Source organism: Psychrobacter proteolyticus (assembly GCF_003350005.1).
GTDB lineage: Bacteria > Pseudomonadota > Gammaproteobacteria > Pseudomonadales > Moraxellaceae > Psychrobacter > Psychrobacter proteolyticus.
The window spans coordinates 477,509-503,618 of sequence record NZ_QLKS01000001.1 but is presented as its reverse complement, the minus strand read 5'-3'; the positions used below and the strand labels follow the sequence as shown (position 1 = coordinate 503,618).

At 42.0% G+C, this 26,110-nt stretch carries 20 protein-coding genes; 17 read left to right on the top strand and 3 right to left on the bottom strand.

Annotation, left to right across the window (positions count from 1 at the left end):
* Window positions 1-105: 105 nt before the first annotated feature.
* From DXK30_RS01975 to arfB, 3 genes are all read left to right on the top strand, one after another.
* The gene (locus DXK30_RS01975; protein WP_240314049.1) at window positions 106-870 is read left to right on the top strand and encodes an SDR family oxidoreductase; all 765 of its coding nucleotides are present in this window, start codon (window positions 106-108) and stop codon (window positions 868-870) included.
* Window positions 871-1,076: 206 nt separating this feature from the next.
* The gene (locus DXK30_RS01970; protein ID WP_114700234.1) at window positions 1,077-1,919 is read left to right on the top strand and encodes an HpcH/HpaI aldolase/citrate lyase family protein; all 843 of its coding nucleotides are present in this window, start codon (window positions 1,077-1,079) and stop codon (window positions 1,917-1,919) included.
* A gap of 357 nt (window positions 1,920-2,276) precedes the next feature.
* Window positions 2,277-2,690 (top strand): alternative ribosome rescue aminoacyl-tRNA hydrolase ArfB, encoded by a 414-nt coding sequence (gene arfB / locus DXK30_RS01965; RefSeq protein WP_102091188.1) that lies wholly within the window; start codon window positions 2,277-2,279, stop codon window positions 2,688-2,690.
* Between the two features lie 152 nt (window positions 2,691-2,842).
* Here the strand turns inward: arfB and DXK30_RS01960 are convergent, their stop codons facing one another.
* Both DXK30_RS01960 and DXK30_RS01955 read right to left on the bottom strand, forming a co-directional pair.
* On the bottom strand, window positions 2,843-4,750 hold the full coding sequence (locus DXK30_RS01960; RefSeq protein ID WP_114700233.1) for an autotransporter domain-containing protein: 1,908 nt from the start codon (window positions 4,748-4,750) through the stop codon (window positions 2,843-2,845).
* A 252-nt stretch (window positions 4,751-5,002) separates the two neighbouring features.
* On the bottom strand, window positions 5,003-6,202 hold the full coding sequence (locus DXK30_RS01955; RefSeq protein ID WP_114700232.1) for a sugar transporter: 1,200 nt from the start codon (window positions 6,200-6,202) through the stop codon (window positions 5,003-5,005).
* Window positions 6,203-6,738: 536 nt separating this feature from the next.
* On the opposite strand from DXK30_RS01955, the gene DXK30_RS01950 reads away from it, so the two are divergent.
* Window positions 6,739-7,374: a hypothetical protein gene (locus DXK30_RS01950; RefSeq protein WP_114700231.1), complete on the top strand. Its 636-nt coding sequence runs from the start codon at window positions 6,739-6,741 to the stop codon at window positions 7,372-7,374.
* Between the two features lie 157 nt (window positions 7,375-7,531).
* Here DXK30_RS01950 and DXK30_RS01945 read toward each other — a convergent pair whose 3' ends face one another.
* Window positions 7,532-8,170, bottom strand: a complete 639-nt coding sequence (locus tag DXK30_RS01945) for a TetR/AcrR family transcriptional regulator (RefSeq protein WP_114700230.1) — start codon at window positions 8,168-8,170, stop codon at window positions 7,532-7,534.
* Between the two features lie 380 nt (window positions 8,171-8,550).
* On the opposite strand from DXK30_RS01945, the gene DXK30_RS01940 reads away from it, so the two are divergent.
* From DXK30_RS01940 to rfbA, 13 genes are all read left to right on the top strand, one after another.
* Window positions 8,551-9,702: an acyl-CoA dehydrogenase family protein gene (locus DXK30_RS01940; RefSeq protein ID WP_114700229.1), complete on the top strand. Its 1,152-nt coding sequence runs from the start codon at window positions 8,551-8,553 to the stop codon at window positions 9,700-9,702.
* Window positions 9,703-9,764: 62 nt separating this feature from the next.
* Entirely contained in the window at window positions 9,765-10,973 is a 1,209-nt protein-coding gene (locus tag DXK30_RS01935; protein ID WP_114700228.1) for an acetyl-CoA C-acetyltransferase, read from the top strand.
* A gap of 73 nt (window positions 10,974-11,046) precedes the next feature.
* Entirely contained in the window at window positions 11,047-13,236 is a 2,190-nt protein-coding gene (locus DXK30_RS01930; protein ID WP_227670672.1) for a 3-hydroxyacyl-CoA dehydrogenase NAD-binding domain-containing protein, read from the top strand.
* Window positions 13,229-14,368 (top strand): CaiB/BaiF CoA transferase family protein, encoded by a 1,140-nt coding sequence (locus DXK30_RS01925; protein ID WP_227670673.1) that lies wholly within the window; start codon window positions 13,229-13,231, stop codon window positions 14,366-14,368. The genes DXK30_RS01930 and DXK30_RS01925 overlap by 8 nt, the downstream gene beginning before the upstream one ends.
* 303 nt (window positions 14,369-14,671) lie before the next feature.
* On the top strand, window positions 14,672-15,376 hold the full coding sequence (locus DXK30_RS01920; protein WP_114700227.1) for a hypothetical protein: 705 nt from the start codon (window positions 14,672-14,674) through the stop codon (window positions 15,374-15,376).
* A 504-nt stretch (window positions 15,377-15,880) separates the two neighbouring features.
* Window positions 15,881-16,966, top strand: a complete 1,086-nt coding sequence (locus DXK30_RS01915) for a polysaccharide biosynthesis/export family protein (RefSeq protein WP_114700226.1) — start codon at window positions 15,881-15,883, stop codon at window positions 16,964-16,966.
* A gap of 9 nt (window positions 16,967-16,975) precedes the next feature.
* Window positions 16,976-17,407 (top strand): low molecular weight protein-tyrosine-phosphatase, encoded by a 432-nt coding sequence (locus DXK30_RS01910; RefSeq protein ID WP_114700225.1) that lies wholly within the window; start codon window positions 16,976-16,978, stop codon window positions 17,405-17,407.
* Between the two features lie 71 nt (window positions 17,408-17,478).
* Window positions 17,479-19,683 carry a polysaccharide biosynthesis tyrosine autokinase gene (locus DXK30_RS01905; protein ID WP_114700224.1) on the top strand — a complete coding sequence of 735 codons (2,205 nt, stop codon included), beginning with the start codon at window positions 17,479-17,481 and terminating at the stop codon, window positions 19,681-19,683.
* 70 nt (window positions 19,684-19,753) lie between these two features.
* Window positions 19,754-21,766: a polysaccharide biosynthesis protein gene (locus tag DXK30_RS01900; RefSeq protein ID WP_114700223.1), complete on the top strand. Its 2,013-nt coding sequence runs from the start codon at window positions 19,754-19,756 to the stop codon at window positions 21,764-21,766.
* 27 nt (window positions 21,767-21,793) lie between these two features.
* Entirely contained in the window at window positions 21,794-23,089 is a 1,296-nt protein-coding gene (tviB, locus tag DXK30_RS01895) for a Vi polysaccharide biosynthesis UDP-N-acetylglucosamine C-6 dehydrogenase TviB (RefSeq protein ID WP_114700222.1), read from the top strand.
* A gap of 39 nt (window positions 23,090-23,128) precedes the next feature.
* The gene (locus DXK30_RS01890; protein ID WP_114700221.1) at window positions 23,129-24,157 is read left to right on the top strand and encodes an NAD-dependent epimerase/dehydratase family protein; all 1,029 of its coding nucleotides are present in this window, start codon (window positions 23,129-23,131) and stop codon (window positions 24,155-24,157) included.
* 18 nt (window positions 24,158-24,175) lie between these two features.
* The gene (rfbB, locus tag DXK30_RS01885; RefSeq protein ID WP_114700220.1) at window positions 24,176-25,234 is read left to right on the top strand and encodes a dTDP-glucose 4,6-dehydratase; all 1,059 of its coding nucleotides are present in this window, start codon (window positions 24,176-24,178) and stop codon (window positions 25,232-25,234) included.
* Window positions 25,234-26,109: a glucose-1-phosphate thymidylyltransferase RfbA gene (gene rfbA, locus DXK30_RS01880; RefSeq protein WP_114700219.1), complete on the top strand. Its 876-nt coding sequence runs from the start codon at window positions 25,234-25,236 to the stop codon at window positions 26,107-26,109. Before rfbB ends, rfbA begins: the two co-directional genes overlap by 1 nt.
* Window position 26,110: the final 1 nt, after the last annotated feature.

Genomic DNA, 26,110 nt, shown 5'->3' with positions numbered 1-26,110 from the left:
CATGACAGCGATTATCTGCGTTTAGTTATCCAAATTTAGATACATGAATTCAGTGTTTAAGAATGATTGTTAGAGAATATAAAATTTATAAAAATATAAGGAATAATGATGAAAGATTTATTTGATTTAACCGGTAAGATTGCTCTAGTAACTGGTGCTAGCCGTGGTATTGGTGAGTCTATTGCTCGTTTATTGGCATCAAGAGGCGCACATGTGATTGTCTCAAGCCGAAAAATCGATGCTTGCCAAGCAGTTGCTGATAGCATCAAAGCTGACGGTCATAAGGCCAGTGCTTTTGCTTGTCACGTAGGAGACATGGAGCAAATTGACGCAATTTTTGAGCATATCAAAAGTGAATTTGGTCAAATCGATATCTTAGTTAATAACGCTGCAGCCAACCCTTACTATGGTCATATCTTAGATACGGATTTAGCCGCCTTTGATAAAACGGTTGAAGTTAATATCCGTGGTTACTTCTTTATGTCGACTGCCGCTGGCAAAATGATGAAAGAGCAGGGTGGCGGTGTCATCTTAAATACCGCATCGGTCAATGGTTTAGTAGCAGGCGATAAGCAAGGCATCTACTCAATTACTAAAGCGGCAGTCATCAGTATGACCAAAGCCTTTGCTAAAGAATGTGGCCCACTTAATATCCGTGTCAACGCGCTATTGCCAGGTTTGACGGATACTAAGTTTGCCTCTGCGTTGACGACTAACGATAAAGTCTTAAAAATGGCACTACACTCGATTCCGCTAGGACGTGTTGCGAATCCTGATGAAATGGCTGGTACGGTATTATACTTAGTATCTGATGCCTCAAGTTATACCACAGGCGCAACGATCGTGGTCGATGGTGGTATGCTAGCTTAACTAGTAAACTACAGCATATAAGCTCAAAAAAAATTTACTATGAAGAACCGCATGAGATTTATTTTCATGCGGTTTTTTTTAATTGAATATCTAAGTAGCCTTAGTTTTGTGCTATAGAATGAATGACTAATTTTGAATGGGGATCAGCGATATAATGGCATAATAAAGCTGCTAATCGCTACTTGGACAATATAATGGGGTCACGCATGGATTCAGTTATCAAAAATAAAATAAATATAATTTCTCAAAATAAAACATGGCTGTTTGTGCCAGCGACTCGCATCGATAGAGTAGCGAAAGCCTTTGCTAGTGGGGCAGATGCGGTTATTGTCGATTTAGAAGATGCAGTGGCTTTAGAAAGCAAGGCAGCTGCCCGCGAAGCATTACAGCAATATTATGACAGTGCAGATTATCAGCCGATTTGGGTGCGTATTAATAAGTCAGGTAGCGAAGAATTTTTCAAAGACATAGTTCTCTGTCAGAAGATGCCACATTTAGCGGGAGTATTATTGGCCAAAGCTGAGCAAGCAGAAGATATTAATAACGTACATCAGCTTACCAATTTACCTGTGATTGCACTGATTGAGAGTGCGATAGGATTGTATCAACTCGATAATATGGCAAAAGCAGTCGGGTTGGCCGCGTTTAGTTATGGATTTTTAGATCTGTGCAACGATTTGCAAGTACAAGTAGGAACGCCTGCTGCTGATATCATTGCCAATCAAACCCGCTATCAGTTGATTTTGACATCTAAAGTACATGAGTTAGCAGCGCCCATCGATACGGTTTATCCTGACTTTAATGATCAGATAGGGCTAAGAGCCCGAGTACAGCTATGGTCACAAATGGGGATGTCAGGAATGCTGTGTATTCATCCCAAGCAAGTGGCGGTTGTGCAACAAGCATTGCAACCAACAGATGAGACTTTGTTATTTGCACAGCGTGTAGTCGAGGAGTATGAGCGAAGCGGGCAGGCAGTATTCAAAATAGATGGCGAGATGGTAGATGCGCCAGTGATTGAGCGCAGTCGTCAACTGTTGGCAAAGTAACAGACCAATTCATGTTTAGTTAAATATAAGCAGTCGGTTCAATATAATTTAGATACTAGGGCGTGTCCTCAATTCAATCGATAGTTATCTAAATGGGTTAAAAATGGCTAAATCTTGCCAAATGGCGTCAAATAGCTGACTAATATCTCGATATTATCTGCGCTATTTTCCTTGTTTGACTGCGATTTATCTCATTTTCATCCCCATTCTTAAAATGAGAACACGCCCTAGAAAGCCGAGTGAGAGTATTACAAGCAGTATACTAAGCGAGACTGACACCGTACCTAATTTATAGAGTATTGACTATATAATGCTTTATCATAAACCATATCCATTCATATTCGATAACAGCATACTATGATTTTCATTAATAATAATATCAGTCTCAATGATAATGAGGTAGAGATCAGTGCCATACGAGCGCAAGGCGCAGGGGGGCAGAATGTCAACAAAGTATCTTCTGCCATTCACTTGCGTTTTGATATTAACAACTCAAGTCTGAGCGATGAGTACAAGCAGCGACTGCTAAATAGCAAAGATAGCCGAATAACAAAGGAAGGCGTACTAATTATCAAGGCGCAGCAGTTTCGAACGCAAGAGCGCAATAAAATAGATGCGCTTGAGCGTTTGCAAAGCTTTATCACCAAAGCCACTTACGTTAATAAAACGAGAAGGCCGACCAAGCCAAGCAGAAATGCCAAACGTAAACGGGTAGATAAAAAGACCCAGCGCGGTAAGACAAAGGCTTTACGCGGTAAAGTAGATTTTTAGAGAGTTTGTGATATTAGATTTTGTCGTTGAGAAGTTGTGCAGTAGAAAACTTATAGAGCAAAAGCTGTAATAGGCTATGAGGTTTTTTTGAATTTAGAATGGTATAGGCGATTAATTATCACCTATACCATTATTCTAGATTAACGACTTATTTAGAATGCACCATTAAGTCCAACAAATAGGCTGGTTGAGTCATCGTCATTACCTTGTGAATGTGTGACACCAGCGTTGGCATTCAATAGACCAAAGCTTCTAGATAGGCCAAGTGTCATAGCAACATTATCATCATCAGTTTCGACCATAGGCGTCTCAAAGCTGATATTTGGTAGCGTATTCAAACGTGCGGTTACCGCTTCGCGATTGTCACTCAGCTGCTTTTGGTAATGAATGTCACCAAATAAGTTGAGGTTCTCCATCAAACTATGACTGGCTTTAAGACCAAGCTTGCCATATGTCGTAGAGTATTTCTGCTCATCGAACTGCATAGCAATGCCAGACATCTCTTTTTCTTTGAGTCCGTCGATTTTTACGCGGCTAGCTGTTGCACCGATATAAGGCGTAATGGCAATATTGCTCACTTGCATTGGGTAGCCTGCCTGCAAGTTGGCATAAAAGCGCTTGCCATCAGCATTTGACTTAAACTGCTGTTGGTTACTGCCTAGTGTCACAGCACGTGTGACATCGACATCCATGTTGCCAAATCCTGCAGCACCATTGATCTGTAAACCGCCAAACTTGTTGCTGTGATAGACACCAAAACCAACTTCTCCCAGATCAATATCACTCAAACCTGTACCAACGTCTGAGTTTTCAAAGTCTTTCTGGGTAATGTTGCCGTATAAGCCTGTCACCGCATTGGCTGAGTTAGGATGAGCAAAATCTACGCCAAGCAATACTTGAGTATTATTATCACCATCAAACCCTGCAATTTCTTGATTAGCAACTTCGCCGACGGCCCATAGTGTACGGGCAGGTTTTTGCTCACTGCTCTGGATTTGATTGACGTGTGACTGTAAGCGCTCATTGGTTGCAAGTCCGGTTGTCGTTGCAATATGAGGCAATACACCGATTAGGCTAGGCGCTGTGACTACAGCGTTTGCATAGTCAGCGATCAGTTGATGCGCTTGACCAGTCGGGTGAATGCCATCAGCGAAAAAGTAGGTTTCGTTGGCATTTGTTTCTATAAGAGTATCACGGCCGCAAGTGAGAGAGCTGGCATCTCCACAAGCCTCATCGGTGACATTAGTAAAACCATACTGAGTAGGTGACGCAATTATCGCTTTTGATAAGCTAAACACATCGAGCGGTATGATATTTGCCCCAGTACCTGCGACGCCACTAAGCATAAACTGATTGTAGAGACTGGCTGCACCAGTTGCAGATGCTTGGGCTGTCAACGCATCTATAAGATCTTGACCTTCAAGACCAGGGTCTGGAGTGAATCTAGGGGTTAGACCGACATCAGGGATATTAGGTACTAAAATGTAGTTTGCGCCATTATCTTTTAGTGTGTTAATTGTCTCGATTTGGCTGGCTACTGCGCCAAGTATGGTAGCTTGGGCATTATTATCAGGGTCCGCCGCAGCCAGCAGGTCATTTGCCCCTGCCCACACGACATATAGGCCATTAGGATCTACATTGTTATTGGCTAAATAATTGTTTGTTTGAGTTTTAGCGGAGGCTATATCCACTGGGAATCCAAAATCTGTATTTATAACTTCTTCACCGGCTCGCGCGCCACCAATGGCGTAGTTATTACCAGTCTGATTTCCAAGATAGACAATGGGAACAGAGGTTGTTCCTAGCTGCTCAGCAAATGAGGTTGCCCATGTATTGTCAGGATTGGTAGTAAATTGACCTGATTCTGTAAGCCCCAAGTTACCCTGAGTTATGGAACTAAAATAGCCACCATCGGTCAGGCTATCACCAAAAAAGGTGACACTGTCATAGGCATTTGCATGAGAAATACCAGCGATAGATAGGCTGATAGCCAGTATGCTTTTGGTGAAAATTTTGAGAGTAGTATGACCAACTCTAGAACGAGAGGTATTACGAGGCATAGCGACTTCCTTGTCATCAATGTAATAGTTTGTCAATCGAGTGTAGCTATTTTTTAAAAAGCTAGCAATCATTTTGATTGTAACATCGAAATAATATCTTCTTATTTTTACAAATTTTTGAGTCCTGAAAAGAAGGGGAGCAAGTGTTGAAAGTCTATACTGTGACATCACCATTTTCTTGTACACGTCACTATTTTAAATCATTTACAAAGCGTTTAAATTACTCGCTATATCTGAATGGGCGAATTTAATTTAGCCAAGTCGCTTACTCAATTCAGGAAAACGCTTTATCATAAATAGCATTAAGAATAACGCCACAATTGCGATAGCCGCACCCGTGTATCCTACGCTAGACAGTGAAATGTGCGTTACGGCATAACCACCGAATAGCGCACCCGTACCAATTCCTAAGTTGATAATACCTGAGAACATCGACATCAGCATGTCTTGCGCATTGACATCGACCATGATGACTTTGGCCTGCATTGAGATAATCAGTAGCATGAGCGCTGCGCCCCACAGTAAGGCGATAAAGCTCAGTGCCCATACAGAGGTCACTGCCAACAATAGGGTGAGCATAGATACTAGAATCAGTATGGTCGCTATCAGCATCAATCTAGTATTGAATCTATCACCCCAGTGACTGAATATCACACTGCCTGCAATGCCTGCCGCACCAAATAGTAACAGTACAAAAGTAGCAGCGTTTTCACTGATATTACCGACTTGGCGCATGAACGGCTCTATATAAGAATAAGCCGTATAGTGTGCTGTAAAGACGAGCAAGATAAACAAATATAGACAGACCAATAATGGGTTTTTCAGTAGCTCTGGAATCTTTCTAAAAGTCCCTTCAAACATACTAGGCAACGTAGGTAAGAGCCTCGCTTGTAGAACAAATACGACTAAGGCAATGACGCCAATACCGCCAAATGTCGCTCGCCAGCCAAACCACTGCCCAATTAAACGCCCCAGCGGCACACCCAATACCATTGCTAATGATGTACCAGTTGCTAGCACGCTCAGCGCCATGGCTTTTTTGCCTTCAGGTGCCACGCGTATTGCGATTGCGGCTGTGATCGACCAAAATATCGCATGCGATAACGCAATCCCAACCCGACTAATGAGCAGCACATTAAAGCTCCATGCAAATACAGATAGCACGTGACTGGCGATAAATACGGCAAAAAGCCCTAAGAGTAAACGTTTGCGCTCAAATCGACTGGTCAATAGCATTAGTGGCAATGACATCGCTGCGACAATCCAAGCATAGAGTGTCAACATCCAGCCAGTCTCTGCCGTCGTAATGGAGAAGTCTTGGGCAATGTCGCTCAACAGCGCCACAGGAACAAATTCTGTGGTGTTCATAATAAAGGCACTAACGCCCATCAAAAATACTTGAAAATACTGAGTTCGGCGAGCGTTTGAGCTAGCCTCAAGGTTATGTGTCATAAAATCCAATACAGATGCGAATACTACGTGTGATAGGTCAAAGTGGGGCAGGCTTAATTAGAATACAAGGTTTGCGGGGCAAGATAGCAAGCCCACGTCAATCGTGAAAGGTGTTTTTTGATAAAGATTGTTAATTCATGGCTTAATATAAAAGTTGTTTGATTATAGAGATTGAGAGTTCAAATTCCGTCATCTTGGTGACATATTTTGGCCAAGAGGAGAAGGTTTTACATACCTTAAAAAGCAGTACTTAAAAATGAAAGTAAGTAAACATATCGGTATTTATTTTTTATCACCTGATGTGCTATCATCGTTGAACGATCTATCGTGGGTTTAACAGTTTTGTTATTGCCGACCATGACAATAGTCTAATGGCGGCGTGACAAACCTTGCAACTTCCAGCACGATATAAAACAACTCTGGTAAAGCGCATGAGCCTGTACTCCGACAACCTCATTTGTGCCTGATTTTTTGCCTATTTGGGCGTATATCATACTTTTTCGTCGGAGTAACAGGAGTCTAAGGTGTTCAATATCATGAGCCACATTGCTAACCCATCTAAATATACCCGTCGTTATCACCCACGCCATTCTCTAGCGCAATATATTATCAATCAAATAGAGTCGCTTGAGCTGCGCCCGCAAGATATCGTCAAGCAAATGGGCTATCCTCTTAAACACACCATACCTGCCTATGACCGCCTGCGCCATGTACTGTCGAGCAAATTCCTTGGGCTTGATGGTAGCTATATGGACAAGCACTTTACCGCTGATGAGTTTTTAGCAAAATTGTTTGCCGTACTTGAGATACCGTATCAGCCATTCGCAGAAGATATTGCTCAAATTAAATACGACTTGGAGAACTACTCTAATACGCTACCTAGATATAGCTTACGAGCGGAAGTAGATTTCACGTTTGCGAGTGCCGATAACTGGATGTCTCGTGGCGCGGCTTCACGTTTTGCGCAAGTGCATTTACCTAGTGGCTTTGCCAAACTAGACGATGCTACACGTAAATTAGTGATTCAAGACAGCATTTGCGAGCATTATCAGCAGTATGAGGGCAGTTTGCCATACGACGGTATCATCAAAGGTTATCGACTGACTATTGAACAAAACAACCACGTGGTCGATCATGCAGAGTATGGATTGCCAAAATCTAGCAGTATCTAAAAAGTTTTGAGTGTACAAGCAGCGCGAGCTGTTAATGACATTGACTGAAAAATAAGTATAAAAAAGCCTCACTTTATCGTGGGGCTTTTTGGTTTTTTACGTTATGTTTTATTCTAAAAGTCAAACACTGCTAAATATCAGTTTTATAAAATTCATTTTAAGCTTCAGGCTTAGAGATGGCGCGCCATAAAATCACAAATAGCGCATCAAACTCTGCATTTAACGGTGTTTCTGTTTGGCGAATGGTATGCATTAAACCAAGTCGACTGATGAACCCCATAAACACATCGAAGAGTATGTGCAGTGGAACAGTATCATTGAGCACCCCACGATTTTGCCCATCTTCTAATACCGCTAAAAACGCGCCAATTAACTCTTTGTTTTCATAGATTGCGATATTACGTATACGCGATGCCGAAACAGAAGACAGCACCATCACCGCATCTGGATGCGAGTCGACAAAATCAAAGCAGACCCACAACGTCTTACGTAGACGATCTTGTACGCTATCAATCCCTTGCAAATGATCCATAATTCTAGCGGCTAATCTGCCGAGCACAATATCCATTATAGTATAAAACAGCGTTTGCTTATCACCGAAGTACTTGTAGAGCGTTTGCAAAGAGACGTTTGCAGACTTTGCAATCTGCGCCATCGTCACCTCATTCGCATCAAATCCTGCAAAGACCTTACGAACGGCCTGTTCAATTTTATCCAAAGTTGCGGGCCGCATATCGGATAGGGGCGCTAGAGATCGAGTTTGCGTAAAGCTGTCTGACTGATGAGATGTTTTCATATTTATTGCTTCTTAAAGTATTGGCTATCTAATACGTCCTACCAGTTAAATAATTTGCTCGATAGTTTAACGTGATTAAATTAATAAGTAATGTAAATTACCATTTTTATTTAATTGATTGCGAAGTGGTTTTTCGTAGCCTAGTATAAGACTCATATGTTAGCAAATACAAAGAATTTATAGTATGTTTATAACGGTAATAGGAATTACCATAAATTTTTTAAAACGACTTAGCTATAGTCAGTTCAATATAATTTCGATACAAGGAAACCGAGTGCAAGTTATACATTAGTATGCTTAGCGAGGATGACGATGTAGCGGACTTATATAGATTTGACTATATAGTTGTTATTCACTCCACCTTGTCAAGGATAGACATCATGAGTATCGAAAAATTCACCCCAAACTGGATGACCGAAGAGCATCAGATGGTGTACGACAGCGCCTTAAAAATGTTTCAATCTTGGGATCCCAAAGATGAGCAGTGGCGTAAAAATGGCATGATTGATCGCGCTGCGTGGGAAGAGGCAGGCGAAATGGGGTTTCTGTGTGCAGCGATACCAAGCGAGTATGGCGGCGGCGGCGGGGATTTTGGTCATGAAGCGGCGCTTATCTACGCACAGACTGAGGCCAATCAATCGGGATTTGGCGGTATGGTGCACTCAGGTATTGTCGCGCCTTATATTTTAGACCATGGTACTGAGGAACAAAAACAAGCGTGGCTACCAAAAATGGCAACAGGTGAATATATCGGTGCCATCGCCATGACCGAGCCTGGTACTGGCTCCGACCTACAAAACATCAAAACCTATGCGGTAAGAGATGGTGATGACTACATTATCAATGGCTCTAAGACCTTTATTACCAATGGTCAGCATGCCAATCTTATCTTATTAGCATGCAAAACAGACCGTGAAAAAGGTGCGCAAGGCGTCTCACTTATCATTATAGAAACGGATAAAGTAGAAGGGTTTGAGCGTGGACGTAACCTAGATAAGATTGGTCTGACCTCGCAGGATACCTCAGAGCTGTTCTTTAGCAATGTACGTGTGCCGCAAAAAAATCTATTGGGTACGGTAGAAGGTATGGGCTTTATCCAAATGATGCAGGAGTTGCCGCGTGAGCGTTTAATCATTGCGCTGTCAGGGGTCGGCTCGATGAAGTTAGCGATCAACTTAACGCTAGACTACGTAAAAGGTCGAGAAGCCTTTGGCAAGCCTATTTGGAAGTTTCAAAATACCCGCTTTAAGATGGCGGAGTGCTATGCCGATTATCTCGCTGCCAGCACCATGTGTGATGCGGCAGTGGATGCGATGTTAGATGGCAAACTCTCTGTACCGCATGCCTCATTAATCAAATATTGGGTCACCGAAAAACAGTGCGAAGTCATCGACGAATGTGTGCAGCTGTTTGGTGGCTATGGCTATATGACAGAGTATCCTATCGCTCGTTTATATGCTGATGCGCGCGTGCAAAAAATCTATGGCGGTACCAATGAAATTATGAAAGAGCTGGCTTCACGATTTATGTAGACGCTTATATTATAAGACTACGATAATTATTGTTTATTTAAAAAATAAAAAAAGGATTTTTTATGACTGAGACCGCTTACATTTATGACGCTATCCGCACGCCACGTGGCAAAGGCAAAAAGGACGGTTCGTTGTATCAGGCATCACCGATTTGGCTGACACGAACTTTACTAAAAGAGATGCAGCAGCGCCATAATTTGGATACCAGTTTAGTAGACGATGTGGTGCTTGGCTGCGTAACACCGGTGGGTGAGCAAGGCTCTGATATTGCCCGTATCGCTGTGATTGATGCTGGTTGGGCACAAAATGTGGCAGGTCTTACCTTGTCTCGATTTTGTGCCTCTGGTCTGGAGTCTATCAACCTAGCAGCGGCCAAAGTCATGTCAGGTATGGAAGACATGGTCGTGGCAGGCGGCGTTGAGTCTATGAGCCGTGTGCCGATGGGCTCTGATGGCGGTGCTTGGTACATGGATCCACGTGTCAATGAAGCGACGCATTTTGTACCGCAAGGAGTAGGTGCAGATACCATCGCGACGCTCAAAGGCTTTAGTCGTAGTGATGTCGATGCCTTTGCCACCGAGTCGCATCGCCGCGCGGCACAGGCTTGGGAGAAAGGCTATTACGACAAGTCTGTCGTCCCTGTCACCGATCTCAACGGCATGATGCTATTGGATAAAGATGAAACCATCCGCCCTAATACCAACGTCGAGACTTTAGCGGGTCTTAAACCTTCTTTTATTATGCCGGGAAAAATGGGCTTTGATAGTGTGATATTAGACCGATATACCACGATTGAAACCGTCAATCACGTGCATCATGCAGGCAACTCTTCAGGCATCGTCGACGGCGCTGCTATTTGTTTGGTTGGTAGCGCGGTGGCTGGTCAAAAAGCAGGGCTAAAACCACGCGCCAAAATCACGATGGCCTCAGTCATTGGCTCAGAGCCTGCCATTATGCTGACAGGCCCGACGCCAGCTTGCCAAAAAGCCCTCGCCAAAGCGGGCATGCAAGCTTCTGATATAGACCTTTGGGAGATTAATGAAGCCTTCGCTGCTGTGCCGATGAATACCGCTGATGATTTTAGAATCTCGCTTGATATCGTCAACGTCAACGGTGGTGCAATATCCATGGGTCATCCGCTTGGAGCAACAGGCGCGATGCTGATGACGACTGTCCTTGATGAGCTAGAACGCCGAGACCTACAGACAGCTATGATTACGTTATGCGTGGGCGGTGGTATGGGAATTGCCACCATTATTGAGCGTGTTTAACTTCTTTCTAAAATATACCTGAAAACCAATTAGACTAAAACGCAATATACAAAGAGTCATTTAAGGGATGAAAATGATGACAAATAACCAGACAGCAGATAGCGTAACAGCCATTAATGTACTAGAAAACTTCTCTGCTCAGCGTGATGACGATGGTATCGTCACCGTCACGATTGACCAAAGCAAACGCAAAATGAATGTCATCGGTGATGGCTTTACAGAATCATTTGCCACGATGGTCGATAGTTTCATCAATGATGACGCCGCCATAGGCTTGATTCTCACATCGGCCAAAGAAACCTTTGTGGTTGGTGCAGATATTGATCAATTAAGTAAGATTGAGACAGCGGAGCAAGCATTTGCACTGACCGAAGAACTCAAAGGGAGTTTGCGCAAGCTTGAGACCTCAGGCAAACCTGTCGTCGCTGCTATGACAGGAACCGCATTAGGCGGTGGTTTAGAGCTTGCACTGGCATGTCATTATCGTATTGCCATTGACACGCCCAAGACCAAGCTTGGTTTGCCTGAGGTAAAATTAGGCTTGTTATCTGGTGGCGGTGGTACTCAGCGCTTACCGCGATTGGTCGGTATTCAAGTAGCACTGGAGCTAATGACTCAAGGTAAAGAATTACGACCAGCAGCGGCAAAAGACATTGGACTTATTGATGCAATAGCCACTGATCAAGCAGATATGCTGAAGCAAGCAAAAGACTGGATTCAAAGTAATCCAAGCGCTCAGCAGCCATGGGATAAGAAAGGTTTTAAAATTCCTGGCGGCGATAGTAAGCATCCAAAGGTGGTTCCTATATTCTCTATCGCCCCAGCCATGGCCAATCAAAAGTCACATGGCAACTATCCAGCGATTACTCACATTATGTCTTGTGTGTTTGAAGGATGCCTAGTGGATATCGATACAGGGCTTGAAATTGAGTCGCGTTATTTTGCCGCTTGCGTGATGTCTACTGAATCTAAAAACATGATCAACACCTTATGGACTCAGCTAAATAGCATCAAAAAAGGTCAGTCTCGGCCTCAAGGGTTTGAGCGAACCCAAACTAAAAAAGTCGGTATTTTGGGTGCTGGCATGATGGGCGCAGGCATTGCTTATGTCACTGCCAAAGCAGGTATAGACGTTGTCTTATTGGACACGGATATTGTCAATGCTGAAAAAGGCAAAGCGTATTCTGCTAGTATTTTGGATAAAGCCATTAGCCGAAAGCGTGCTACCGAAGAGAAAAAACAAGCTCTCTTAGAACGCATCACGCCAACAGTTTCTTATGGTGATTTGGTAGATTGTGATCTTATTATCGAAGCAGTGTTTGAAAACCGAGAAATTAAAGGCAAGTGTACCCAGCAAAGCGAAGCAGTGATTTCAAGCACGGCCGTTTATGCCTCTAATACCTCAACGCTACCTATTACTGGATTGGCAAAAGCCAGCACGCGACCAAACCAGTTCATCGGTCTGCATTTTTTCTCGCCAGTAGATAAGATGCCGCTGGTTGAGATTATCATGGGCGAGCAAACCGACGATGCAACATTGGCCAAAGCTTTCGACTATGTTGTGCAAATAGGTAAAACACCTATCGTTGTCAATGACAGTCATGGCTTTTATACCTCGCGGGTATTTGGCACCTATGTATCAGAGGGTATTGCGATGCTAGGAGAGGGTGTGCATCCGCGTAGTATCGAAGTCGCCGGTATGAAAACAGGTATGCCGATGCCGCCTTTAGCATTGCAAGATGAAGTGTCGTTAAGCTTGGCGTTACATGTTGGTGAACAGCAGCAACTTGATATGGTAGCCGAAGGTAAGCCAATCGTAGTGCGTCCTTTTTATGAAATACTAAAAACACTGGTCAATGAGCATGGGCGCGAAGGTAAGAAAAATGGCAAAGGATTCTATGACTATCCAACAGAGGGTGATAAATATCTATGGCCTGAGTTGGTAAATTTATACCCACCAAAGTCAGAGCAACCATCGCAGCAAGATTTGGTTGATCGCCTGATGTTTATTCAAGCCAATGAATCTGCTAAATGCTATGAGGAAAATGTCGTGCGCTCAGTGGCCGATACCAATATAGGGTCTATCTTTGGTTGGGGGTTTGCACCGCAGCATGGCGGTACGCTACAGTTTATCAATGCAATGGGCGTGAGTGCGTTTGTTGAGCGTAGCCGTGAGCTGGCTGCGAAATATGGTGAACGTTTTGAGCCTGCTCAAATCTTGCTAGATATGGCAGCCAAAGGCGAGGCGTTCTCCGATGACTGACATGCATGTATCAAATCATGATCAAATGGCGGACTGTCTACAAGGGTTGCAAGTGTTAGATCTGACTCGTAACCTACCTGGGCCTTTTGCCACTCGTTTGCTTGCGGATTTGGGCGCGGACGTCCTTAAAATCGAGCCCAAACAAGGCGATCCTGCTCGGGTATTTGGTGAGCTCTTCGTAGCTCTAAACCACGGTAAGAAGACCGAAAAGCATGACTTTCATGATCCCAAAGCCATTGAAGCTATAAAAGCACATCTCAAAGAAGCTGATGTGATGCTAGATAGCTTTCGCCCAGGTGTCCTAGCCGATATGGGGCTAGATGCTAAGACCTTGCATGCCATCAATCCAAAGCTAGTAATGGTATCTATTACTGGTTATGGCGTAGCAGGCAATTACGCAAAAGAAGGTATTTATTTAGAAAATGCTGACTCAAAAAGTGGCTCTCAAGTGACTCATGACTGGGCCAACAAAGCCGGTCATGATATTAATTTTATGGCTATGAGCGGTGTACTAGATCAGCTAAAAACAGCGCAGGGTGAGCAGGCTATGCCTAATATCCAGTTTGCGGATTTGGCAGGTGGTAGTGATACAGCAGTGATAGCACTGTTGGCTGCCGTATTTGCCGCGCAGCGTACGGGCAGGGGACGACACATTACTATTAGCATGACGCACAGTTTGTACAATCATATGGTCATGCCAAAGGTCACAGGCAAACTGATTAATAGCCTTTCAGGAAATGGCTTAAACGACACTCTACTGCCGCATCATGACTTTTTAGGCGGTGCATTACCATGCTATCGATTGTACCAAACCGCTGATAAGCGGCATATGGCGGTTGGTTCCTTGGAGTTGAAATTTTGGCAAGGGCTATGTGAGGTATTGGAGCTACCGTCGCTTAAAGAAATACACTGGCAACTTGGTATCATGCCCAATAGACCTGAGAGTGAAACTGCGACCAACACAATCGCGGAAAAATTCGCCAGTCAAACGCTTGAGCATTGGCAACGTGTGTTTTCAGCAACGGATGTCTGTGTGACCCCTGTGCTGAGTTTACATGAAGCCAAAGCTCACCCTTTATTTGCGCATCAAGATGAACATCATGCAACATCAGGTTGGCAGCAAATAAGTTGATAATTGGTATGTAAGTAGCTTTAGAGAAAAGTGAAAATTGGATTAAAACTTGAAGGCGATATCAAGATACTGCTGGCTAGTATCGTCTTTTTAGCCTGTGTTATTTAAACTGTTTGTCTAAAGCAAAGTGATTGAACTTGTATATTTATAACTGTCTATCTAAAATTGCCTGAATAAGAGACAATACGCCCATAAATCCTAAAGTCTTACGGTACTGAAAAATAGTAGCACGTTCAAAGGCTTTTAGAGATTGAGCAACACAGACATTTAATAAATTTAACTTAAGCAAAAAGGCAGTTTTGAATGACCAAACATAACCCGTATAATTTTTTACCTTTGCAGCCAACAGGTAGAAACGAGACCAATACTGCTAATACCTATGCTCCTGAAGATATGATTAAAATATACGAGCAGCAGTTTCTCATTCAAGTGCCTGAAGAAGAGCTGACAGAGTTTTTGCCAGCGTTAAAAGCATTCTATGATATCGACAACCATACCTTAGATGTCAGTGCCATTATTTTCGATGCAATCGCAGACTCTGCTATCATTTATAATCATAAAATCAAAGTCGGTGACTATCAAATATTAGGTGAGTTGATAGAAGAGGCGATTGAATATGATGACGACAACAAAGGTGATGAAAGCGCTGAAAATGAAGAGATTCAAGCCTATACATTAGAGTGTCAGCGTACATTTTTCATTAATGATGTAGAAATACCTTATCATTTTAACCTGTTTATTTATGGTGATGGTTATTCTACTTTGACCAAAAAAGAAACCGTACTAGAAAAAATGTACTGGTTTGTCAGAGGTAGATTTGAAGAGGATTTACTAGATGGCGCTGAAGATAATGACAGCCTAGAATCTGTTAATGCGCAACTAGTCAGTTTAGGTATTCGTGAAATGGATTTGACGACTGTAGATGAGATAATCAGCTATGTAGAAGGCAGTATCATTGACGATCCAATGGTGGACGAGCTTAATAAACTGTTGGATGATGCTGAGTAGTATGGAAGATAAGCTAGTGAAGTGTTCATTCATTAGAAAAAGAGATTTGGAAACATTTACATAGCGTAAAAATTACAAAGAAGCCTCACTGCTCTTATGATGAATGGTGAGGCCTTTTAATTTTTGGAAGTGGGAAAAGAGGTGAGTACTGTGAACAACTATGAGAGAAGCTATTAATTGTTATGCGAAAAATTTTAACGATTGAGCTGCAGAGCAGTCTTTTCGTTTTTAAAAAATATTATCAATTAGCGCGAACAAGAACTGTTTTAGTAATAATACTATTATGTGTACTTAATTAATTGTTACTAAAATAACTCTAATTGTAAAGAGGGTATGGGATACGTATAATCGTGCTAGAATAGATTTATTTCGATAGATGAGCTTCATTTTACATAGCGTTTTTCATAAGGCTTTATGTAAAATGGAGTCATTTTTTATATAACAATTATTTTTGATAACTACTGTTTATTGGAATATATTATCAAGATTTAAAAGGTCTCTACTATGCGCCAATCACTTAAGCTATCGAGTGTATCAAGCTTATTACTCATAACTTTATGGTCCGCTGGTTGCGCGACGACAACAATTAATTCTGGCCTACAAGCAGGAGATTTACCTCCTGTAGGAGATTTTACGGCTGAGAATGGTTTGCAGTTCAATATTCAACCGCTTAGTTTAGCGACCTTACCAAATTATCAAGTGACGCGACCTAGCAATGACATTTATCAACTGATTGCTAATTCAAAAAAGAGTGTATATCGTATTTCTCAAGGCGATATCCTCAGTATTAATTTGATTGGTTATCCAGATATGACACCAGCTGCTACGGCATCAGGTTATCCGGTAGATCAGGAAGGTTTTGTACAGTTTCCTTTGGTGGGTCGAGTTAAAGCTTTAAATTTAAGTGTACCTCAGTTTACTGCCTCTCTGAAGAGCAAGCTTCAGCGCTATCTAAAGTACTCTGATCCGCAGGTCAAAATTATCAATTATCGTGGTAATAAGTTCTTTATTGATGGTGAAGTCAGACAGCCTGGGGAGTTCGCTATCGAAGATGCGCCAGTATCGCTTTACAGTGCGATTTCTAAAGCGGGCGGAGCGACAGAAACTGGAGATTCAAACAGTATCGTTTTGAATCGTAATGGTCGCAATTACAACATTGGCTTACAAGATCTGCGTCAGGTAGGTGCTTCAGGGAACCAGATTTACATTCAAGATGGTGACTCAATTCATGTTAATAGCCAAAGCCGTAATACTGTCTACGTTTTAGGAGAGTTTGGTCAAATAAAGCCTGTTCCTATCTTAGAGCAGGGGCTGACTTTAGCTCAAGTACTTGGTGAGTCACAGGGGCTAAATTCGTTTACCGCGAATGCTGCAAAAGTCTATGTCGTACGTGATAATTTAGAGTCTCGTCGTACTAATATTTATTATGTAGACATGCAAACGATTACCAATTTAGCACTCGCTAATCGTTTCGAGATGCAGCCTAATGACATTCTTTATGTTGATCCAACAGGCTTAACCCGCTGGAATCGCGTTATCAACTCGCTGTTACCTTCTACTTCAGCGATAAGAAGTCTTTCAGGGTTATAGGTAATTATTATGGCATTTGAAAATATTTTGGTTGTTTGTGTGGGCAATATTTGCCGTAGCCCTATTGCTGAAGCGTTACTTACGCAGCAATATCCACATAAAACTATCGACTCTGCCGGACTGTCAGCTGTAGTCGGCAATGGTGCTGATCCTAATGCCTTAGCCGTCATGTCAGCGCTAGGTATAGATATGTCGGATCATATTGCCAAGCAGATTGATGAAGACTTGGTCAGGCATGCTGATTTGATTTTGACGATGTCTGATAGTCAGAGTAAATGGATTGAGGATCGTTGGCCACATTGTCGTGGTAAAACTTTCCGTATCGGGCACTGGATCGATCAAGATATTGCTGATCCATATCGACATGAATTGTCAGTATTTGAAGAAGCCCGACAAGATATCTTTGATAGTCTTAAACCTTGGGCTGATAAAATTACTTAAGATCTATCAAATAGACGTCTGCTGATTCTTTTTCTGTCAGATGATTAATTTCAAGCGATGAATAAACACTTATGAATACAGATTCAAAAAACTTATCTAAGCCTGCTAGCGAAGAGAGTAATGATGAAATAGACTTAATGGCACTGATGTTGGCTTTGTTAAGAGGTTGGAAAACAATAGTCCTGTTTGCTCTATTAGGGCTGGCAATCGGTGTTCTCTATAGCCGCTATGTCAACCCGACTTTTAGATCAGATGCGTTGATACAAATCGACGATAAGTCATCAGGAATTTCAGCACTTGGCGGCGATATCTCAGAGCTGGTCGGCTCTGAGGATAGTAAAGCTCAGGCGGAAGCTGAATTGATTCGCTCGCGTATGATTATAGAGCCGGTAATCAATTCATTACATCTCCGCATCCATTTAGCTGATCCTGAGATAGGCGTTATGGATAGAATTGTTCATGATCGCATTAATACGCCTATTCATACACCAGAAGGTGTAATGTTAAAAACACTGAACGGTAATGCACTTGTTAGTCAGTTCAATGTCTCGCAAGGTTACTTGAATCAACCTTTTACTTTAGTTCGTTCAAAGACAGGTTTTACGCTTAGTAATGGTTTTGATGATTTTAAAGGTCAGCTGAATCAGCCAAACCAGTTTAAAGGTGTCGATGGTCAGATTCAAATTACGGTGGCCGACCTTCCTCTTAATAGCCATCCCATTAGCCTTACTAAGCAATCACTACAAGTGACGACGAGTAATATAAATAGCACGCTGTCGGTTGCCGAAAAGGGTAATCAGACAGGTATTATTGAGTTATCTATGACGGGTAATAATCAGCAGCAGACCAGTCTTGTACTCAAAGAAATTATTCAGTCTTATGTCAGGCAAAACCAGTCGCGCGGCTCTGAGGAGACGACCAAAACACTTAAGTTTATGGAAACTCAGATTCCAGCACTTAAGAAGAAACTAGAAGATTCTGAGGCGATATTTAACGAATTTCGAATTAAGTACGGCACTATTGATATCAGTAAAGAGGCGGAACTGCTACTTACAGAGAACTCACAAATAGATACTCAGCTTAGCGAGTTAAAGCTCAAAAAAGCCGACTTAACCACTTACTATACCGAAGAGCACCCTTTAGTAGTACAAATCAATGAGCAGTTAGCGGTGCTCAATAATAGAAAGAAAAATATTGATAATACTATTGCTGGATTACCAGAAATACAGCGCGAGTTCTTGCAGTTATCACAAGATACAGAGATAAATAGAGAGATTTATCTGACGCTACTTAAAAACTATCAACAGCTACAGATTGCTAAGGCAGGACAAATTGGCTTTGCGCGTATTATTGACTTGCCAATTGACACTTTCAAGGCGATCGCACCTAAAAAGCTACAGATTATAATCTTGGCAATGTTACTAGGCGCAATGTTGGGTACCATGCTTGTGCTGCTGAAGAGTCTCCTCAGAAATGTAGTGAAAGATCCTGAACGCTTGGAAGCCAAAACTGGTGTACCAGTGCTTGCCACAGTACCACGTTCTCCATTGTTAACACGACTTCGTAAGAATAAGAAATCACCAAATCGTTTATTAGCTCATGTTGACAATAATAGCTTAAGCTATGAAGCGATTAAAAGCTTAAGAACGAACTTGATGTTCGGTATGCCTAAAGTTGGTAAAGTTGGTGAGCGAGTGAAAGTTATACTGATTACGGGAGAAAGTCCAGGGGTTGGTAAGTCCTTTATTTCTTCTAATTTGTCCGAAGTATTCAGTCAGCTAAATAAAAAGGTGTTGATTATGGACGCCGATATGCGCTTAGGTGAGTTGCACAGCTTATTCAATATGTCTCAAGACAATGGTTTAGGAGAGTATTTGTCACAAGACGTCACTTTAAACACTGTGATTCATCCAACTACAATGGATAATATTGATTTTATGCCACGTGGTCAGTACCCGAAAAACCCAGCATCGCTACTATCTGGCGATAAGTTCGAGCAAATGATGATAGCTCTAAATGAGCATTATGATTATATTGTTATAGACTCACCACCAATATTGGCAGCTTCTGATGCTATTATCATGTCGCAGTATGCGGATAAAGTACTCATGGTTACGCGTTATGATAAATCGATAGAAGGGCAGGTCGCTTACGCTATTAAGCAGATGAGCAAAGCCAATATCCAAGTTGATGGTATTATCCTCAATGATGTGCAGCAAGGTCTTATGAGTAAATATAGCTATCACTATAGCTATGCTTACGGCAATAATAGCTAATTATTGTTTATAGTTAGTCTTTTTTAATTTATCATAAATGAGTAAAGCTTAAATAACATAGTTGTCAATTATGTCTACAGAAATAAATCAAGTGGGTATTCAGAACAGCGCTGAAACTGATATGCGCTTTGCACAGCGCACTGCGAGGTATTTACTGAGCTTACCGCGCATTGCCAAGCGCATCATCCTAATGTTAGCTGATTTTATGGTATCAGCGATGTGTCTATTCTGCGCTATTGCTGTCCGCTATGGTTATGTCGATTACCATATAGATATGTTGATGCTCGCACTTTATGCGCTGATACCAGTAGTGGGTTTATATATTATTGGCTTCTACAAAGGTGTGGCCCGAAGCTTTTTCGATGCAATGATGGGTAGTGTATTGCAGCTGTTCTTTGTACTGATTGTCATTGCTCAAGCTGTGCTGTATTTAGGACTATTACCAGGTGTGCCGCGTGCGGTTCCCATCCTGTATCTATTTTTGTTTTTTATTTGGCTTTGGAATAGTCGTCTGACTATTCGGGAATTATTAGCACGCGTGCAAGGCCAGCGTCAGCATCGTTATCATAGTGACGGTTATGACAACGTACTAATTTATGGCGCTGGTGAAGCAGGCAAGGAGTTATTGGAAGGACTGCGTAACTCACACAAGTATAATGTAGTCGCTTTCATCGATGATGATACGCAGTTAACTGGTGCATATGTGCTAGGCAAGCGCATCTATAGTGATAACGAATTAGTGGCCCTAGTAGCAAAGTTAGAAATTTCGCAAATTTTTTTGGCGATGCCGTCCATTAGTCGAGCTCATAAAAGACAAATAATCGATAAGCTATCGGGCATCTCTATACAGATCAAAGAACTACCCAGTTTAGAAGAAATCGTTGATGGCAAGGTTACTGTGAGCAGTATGCGGAAAGTAGATATACTAGACGTATTAGATCGTCAGACGGTAGATCCTGTAGAGAGTCTATTGAAGCTCAATATTACAGATAAATGTATACTAGTCACTGGTGCGGGCGGCTCTATCGGTAGCGAGCTATGCCGTCAGATTATTAAAAATAAACCGCGTTGCTTAGTATTATATGAGCTATCAGAGTACGCACTTTATAGTGTCCATCAAGAGCTTATCGCTAAAGTGGCGAGTAAAGATATTTATCAAGGCATTGAGGTCATCGCTATCATCGGCAACGTTACCAATGAATCCAACCTAATACGGGTGCTGAGAGACTATGGCATTCAGACAGTCTATCATGCTGCGGCCTATAAGCACGTACCTATTGTTGAGCACAACCCGTTTGAGGGCGTTATTAATAATACCAAAGGCACGTATCATTGCGCTCGAGCAGCGATAGCGGCCAATGTCGAAACTTTTGTACTGATTTCCACTGATAAAGCAGTGAGACCGACCAATGTGATGGGTGCAACCAAACGTCTAGCAGAGCTGGTCTGTCAAGGGTTTAGTCAAGATCCTAATAATACTCAAACGTGTATTAGTATGGTGCGCTTTGGCAATGTACTAGGATCATCTGGCTCGGTGGTACCGCTATTCACTAAACAAATCGAGCAGGGTAAGCCTATCACGGTCACTCATCCAGACGTGACGCGTTACTTTATGACGATACCGGAAGCGGCGAATTTGGTCATTCAAGCAGGGGCGATGGCGACAGGCGGTGAGGTATTTGTGTTAGATATGGGTGCTCCGGTGAAGATCATCGATCTCGCACGTCGTATGATACATTTGAGTGGTTATGAGCCGAAGGATGAGTATAACCCGGATGGCGATATAGAGATCATCTTTACGGGTCTTAGGCCGGGTGAGAAGCTGTACGAAGAGCTGATCATCGGTGAGGATAATGTACAGCAGACGCCGCATCCGCTGATTATGCAAGCGATGGAGCATTGCTTTGCGCTAGCGGATATTGAGGCGATTTTATGTCAGCTCGAATATAAGGCAGAGCAGCATGATGTGGACTGGCTTAAACAACAGTTTGAACGTTTTGTAGCAGGATATCAGGATGGCACACCCCATACAGAGACAACTAAAAATAGTGCTAATACACTGATTAATAATACGACTAAGTAGACCGTTAGAGCAATGGAATAGAAAGTAATGACTAAGATTAATGATAGATATAATGTTAAAAATCTAAAAATAGCGGTGATCGGTCTTGGCTATGTGGGCTTACCCCTAGCGGTTGAATTTGGTAAGCAGCATTCGGTAGTAGGCTTCGATATAAATGCTGAGCGTATCACAGCGCTCAATGCTGGCACTGATCATACTTTAGAGGTCAGCGAAGAGGAGCTAGCAGAAGCCACACATTTAAGATATAGCTCAGATATCAACGAGTTAAAGGACTGTAACTTCTTTATTGTTACTGTACCTACTCCTATTGATGACTATAAGCAGCCTGACCTAACGCCTTTGATCAAAGCATCAGAGGCTATCGGTAGCTTAATAAAACAAAATGATATCGTGGTTTATGAATCAACGGTATATCCAGGCGCGACTGAAGAAGTCTGTATTCCAGTACTAGAGAAAATTTCCGGATTGATATTTAACCAAGACTTTTATGCAGGTTACAGTCCTGAGCGTATTAATCCAGGTGATAAAGAGCACCGTGTTACTAACATCTTGAAAGTAACAGCTGGTTCAACGCCTGAAATTGCAGACTTTGTCGATGAAGTCTACAACTTAATCATCACTGCTGGTACGCATAAAGCACCTAGTATTAAGGTAGCAGAGGCAGCTAAAGTTATCGAAAATACGCAACGAGATGTCAATATTGCATTGATTAATGAGCTAGCAGTTATCTTCAACAAAATGAACATCGATACCGAAGCGGTGCTAGAGGCTGCGGGGACTAAGTGGAACTTTTTACCGTTTCGTCCGGGTCTAGTTGGTGGTCACTGTATTGGTGTGGATCCGTATTACCTTACCCACAAAGCTCAAGCTATCGGCTATAACCCAGAGATCATCTTAGCTGGTCGTCGCTTAAACGACAGTATGGGCGAGTATGTGGTTACTCAATTGGTCAAAACCATGATCAAAAAACGTATTCAAGTTGAAGGGGCCAAAGTTTTGGTATTAGGCTTGAGTTTTAAAGAAAACTGTCCTGATGTTCGTAATACTAAGGTCATTGATATTGTTCATGAATTAGAAGAGTATAACATCGAAGTCGATGTTTATGATCCTTGGGTAGATACTATAGAGGCTCAAAGAGAGTACGGTATTAATCCTATCAATGAGCCTGTGGCCAATAGTTATGACAGCATTATCCTAGCAGTGGCTCACAGTGAGTTTGTCGCTATGGGTGCAGGGCACATTCGAAATTTAGGTAAAGCCAGTCACGTACTTTATGATTTAAAATATGTATTCGCTAAAGAAGACACAGATATCCGTCTATAAGCCTATATAGTCTTACAATAACAGCATGCGAGCAATACTATGACAGCGACAACCTATCATAAAGTGAAAGAAAAATTAGTACAGACGCCTAAAACTTGGCTAATTACGGGGGTAGCGGGTTTTATCGGCTCTAATTTGCTTGAGACACTATTATTGCTTGATCAAAAAGTGGTGGGTTTAGACAATTTCGCCACAGGTTTTCAGCACAATTTAGATGAAGTAAAAAGTTTAGTAAGCACTGAGCAGTGGGAAAGCTTTACTTTTATAGAGGGTGATATTCGTCAGTTAACTGACTGTTCGAAAGCATGTGAAGGCATTGATTATGTGCTGCACCAAGCAGCGCTAGGCTCAGTACCGCGCTCTATCGCTGATCCTATCGCGACTAATAATACTAATATCTCAGGCTTCTTAAATATGCTGGTAGCCGCTCGTGATGCTAATGTTGAAAGCTTTACTTATGCTGCTAGTAGTTCAACATACGGTGATCATCCGGCATTGCCAAAAGTTGAGGAAAATATTGGTAATCCTTTATCGCCGTATGCGGTGACTAAATATGTCAACGAGCTATATGCAGATGTGTTCTCACGTACTTATGGTTTTAATACTATTGGTTTGCGGTACTTTAATATATTTGGTAAGCGTCAAACCCCTGATGGTGCCTATGCAGCGGTAATACCAAAATGGACGGCTGCCATGATCGCTGGTGATGAGGTATTTATCAATGGTGATGGCGATACCAGTCGCGATTTTAACTTTATTGAAAATGCTGTGCAGGCTAATGTTTTGGCAGCGACTGCTGCTGAAGAAGCTAAAAACCAAGTTTATAATGTGGCAGTAGGTGGACGCACTACCCTTAATATGCTGTTTTCAGCGCTTAAAGAGCATTTAAGTACTAATGGCATTAGCTACACTCAAGCACCAGTCTATCGAGATTTTAGAGCAGGGGATGTGCGTCATAGTCAGGCTGACATTAGTAAAATACAGAATGGGTTAGGCTATGCGCCGCATTTTAATATTATTCAAGGTATTGAAAAAGCGATGCCTTGGTATGTTAAGTCCTTAACTTAAGAAAATAAGTAGATTTTTATGAAAATATTAGTTACTGGTGGCGCAGGGTTTATCGGCTCTGCTGTTATCCGTCATATCATCCATAATACTGATGATGAAGTTTTAAATGTCGATAAGCTAACCTATGCAGGTAACTTAGAATCCCTCAAAGATATTGAACAGAGTGCTAGATATAAGTTTCAACAGATTGATATCTGTAACAAAGAAGCATTAGAGCAAGCATTTGACAGTTTTCAGCCTAATCTTGTCATGCATTTAGCTGCAGAGTCACATGTAGATCGCTCTATTGATGGACCAGCTGAGTTTATTAATACTAATATCGTAGGGACTTATCATCTATTAGAAGTGGCACGTCAATACTGGCAGAGTCTTGATGACATAGGAAAGCAACAATTCAAGTTTCATCACATCTCTACAGATGAGGTCTACGGTGATCTAGAAGGGACAAATGATTTATTTACTGAAATTACTCCTTATGCACCAAGCTCACCTTACTCTGCGTCTAAAGCTAGCTCAGACCATCTAGTACGAGCATGGCATCGTACCTATAGCCTGCCTATTTTAGTCACTAACTGTTCTAATAATTATGGCCCTTACCATTTCCCTGAAAAGCTGATTCCGTTAGTTATCTTGAATGCTTTAGATGGGAAGGCATTACCTATTTATGGTAAGGGCGATCAAATACGTGATTGGTTGTTTGTAGAAGATCATGCACGGGCTTTATATACAGTGGTTACTGAAGGAGTAATAGGAGAGACTTATAACATCGGCGGGCACAACGAAAAACAGAATATCGAAGTAGTCAAGACGATCTGCCAAATTTTGGATGAGTTAAAGCCACAGGCAAATGGTCAGCAGTATGAATCATTGATTACGTTTGTAAAAGACCGTCCAGGACATGATTTGCGCTATGCCATTGATGCTAGCAAAATTGCTGATGAGTTGAAATGGATGCCTATTGAGACGTTTGATAGTGGCATTAGAAAAACGGTCGAATGGTACTTAAATAATATAGAATGGTGTAGGCGCGTCCAAGATGGCAGCTATCAACGTGAAAGACTAGGAGCAGGTGAATAATGAATACAAAAGGCATTATTTTAGCGGGTGGTTCGGGAACACGTCTTTATCCTATTACAAAGGGTGTTTCTAAGCAGCTGCTACCTATTTATGATAAACCGATGATTTATTATCCGCTATCTGTCTTGATGCTCGCTGGGATCCGTGAGGTGCTTATCATTAGCACACCTGAAGACATAGAGGGTTTTAAACGCTTACTCGGTGATGGTGGCGAGCTTGGCCTTGATATCAGTTATGCCGTTCAACCAAGCCCAGATGGGTTGGCGCAAGCATTTATTATTGGTGAAGAGTTTATTGGTAATAGTAATGTCTGCTTAGTGCTCGGTGATAATATATTTTATGGTCAAGGATTTACTCCGTTACTTCGTCAGGCTGTCAATCGTCAAAAAGGTGCAACTGTCTTCGGCTACCAAGTTAAAGATCCAGAGCGCTTTGGTGTAGTGGCATTTGACGAAAATAAGCGCGCCATTTCGATAGAAGAGAAACCTAACAAACCTAAATCTAATTATGCAGTAACTGGTTTATATTTCTATGATAATGATGTCATAGAGATTGCAAAGAAGGTCAAGCCTTCTGAACGAGGTGAAGTTGAGATTACTACGGTCAATCAGATGTATATGGAGCGTGGTGATCTAAGTGTGGAACTACTAGGTCGTGGTTTTGCTTGGTTAGATACGGGCACGCATGAGAGCCTGCTAGAAGCTGCACAATTTGTAGAGACCATTGAAAAGCGTCAAGGTTACAAAGTGGCTTGCTTAGAAGAAATTGCTCTTAATAACGGTTGGCTGACCAAACAGCAGGTGGCTGAAATTGGCCAATCGATGAGCAAAAATGCGTATGGTCAGTATTTAATAGATTTAACGAAAGAATCATAAT

What these genes read in the sequence shown, in the direction of transcription:
- DXK30_RS01915 (WP_114700226.1), top strand. Translation starts at nt 15,881, where the DNA reads ATGCGCCAATCACTTAAGCTATCGAGTGTATCAAGCTTATTACTCATA.
- rfbB (WP_114700220.1), top strand. Translation starts at nt 24,176, where the DNA reads ATGAAAATATTAGTTACTGGTGGCGCAGGGTTTATCGGCTCTGCTGTT.
- DXK30_RS01940 (WP_114700229.1), top strand. Translation starts at nt 8,551, where the DNA reads ATGAGTATCGAAAAATTCACCCCAAACTGGATGACCGAAGAGCATCAG.
- DXK30_RS01930 (WP_227670672.1), top strand. Translation starts at nt 11,047, where the DNA reads ATGATGACAAATAACCAGACAGCAGATAGCGTAACAGCCATTAATGTA.
- DXK30_RS01925 (WP_227670673.1), top strand. Translation starts at nt 13,229, where the DNA reads ATGACTGACATGCATGTATCAAATCATGATCAAATGGCGGACTGTCTA.
- DXK30_RS01955 (WP_114700232.1), bottom strand. Translation starts at nt 6,202, where the DNA reads ATGACACATAACCTTGAGGCTAGCTCAAACGCTCGCCGAACTCAGTAT.
- rfbA (WP_114700219.1), top strand. Translation starts at nt 25,234, where the DNA reads ATGAATACAAAAGGCATTATTTTAGCGGGTGGTTCGGGAACACGTCTT.
- arfB (WP_102091188.1), top strand. Translation starts at nt 2,277, where the DNA reads ATGATTTTCATTAATAATAATATCAGTCTCAATGATAATGAGGTAGAG.
- DXK30_RS01890 (WP_114700221.1), top strand. Translation starts at nt 23,129, where the DNA reads ATGACAGCGACAACCTATCATAAAGTGAAAGAAAAATTAGTACAGACG.
- DXK30_RS01905 (WP_114700224.1), top strand. Translation starts at nt 17,479, where the DNA reads ATGAATACAGATTCAAAAAACTTATCTAAGCCTGCTAGCGAAGAGAGT.
- DXK30_RS01920 (WP_114700227.1), top strand. Translation starts at nt 14,672, where the DNA reads ATGACCAAACATAACCCGTATAATTTTTTACCTTTGCAGCCAACAGGT.
- tviB (WP_114700222.1), top strand. Translation starts at nt 21,794, where the DNA reads ATGACTAAGATTAATGATAGATATAATGTTAAAAATCTAAAAATAGCG.
- DXK30_RS01945 (WP_114700230.1), bottom strand. Translation starts at nt 8,170, where the DNA reads ATGAAAACATCTCATCAGTCAGACAGCTTTACGCAAACTCGATCTCTA.
- DXK30_RS01975 (WP_240314049.1), top strand. Translation starts at nt 106, where the DNA reads ATGATGAAAGATTTATTTGATTTAACCGGTAAGATTGCTCTAGTAACT.
- DXK30_RS01950 (WP_114700231.1), top strand. Translation starts at nt 6,739, where the DNA reads ATGAGCCACATTGCTAACCCATCTAAATATACCCGTCGTTATCACCCA.
- DXK30_RS01935 (WP_114700228.1), top strand. Translation starts at nt 9,765, where the DNA reads ATGACTGAGACCGCTTACATTTATGACGCTATCCGCACGCCACGTGGC.
- DXK30_RS01960 (WP_114700233.1), bottom strand. Translation starts at nt 4,750, where the DNA reads ATGCCTCGTAATACCTCTCGTTCTAGAGTTGGTCATACTACTCTCAAA.
- DXK30_RS01970 (WP_114700234.1), top strand. Translation starts at nt 1,077, where the DNA reads ATGGATTCAGTTATCAAAAATAAAATAAATATAATTTCTCAAAATAAA.
- DXK30_RS01900 (WP_114700223.1), top strand. Translation starts at nt 19,754, where the DNA reads ATGTCTACAGAAATAAATCAAGTGGGTATTCAGAACAGCGCTGAAACT.
- DXK30_RS01910 (WP_114700225.1), top strand. Translation starts at nt 16,976, where the DNA reads ATGGCATTTGAAAATATTTTGGTTGTTTGTGTGGGCAATATTTGCCGT.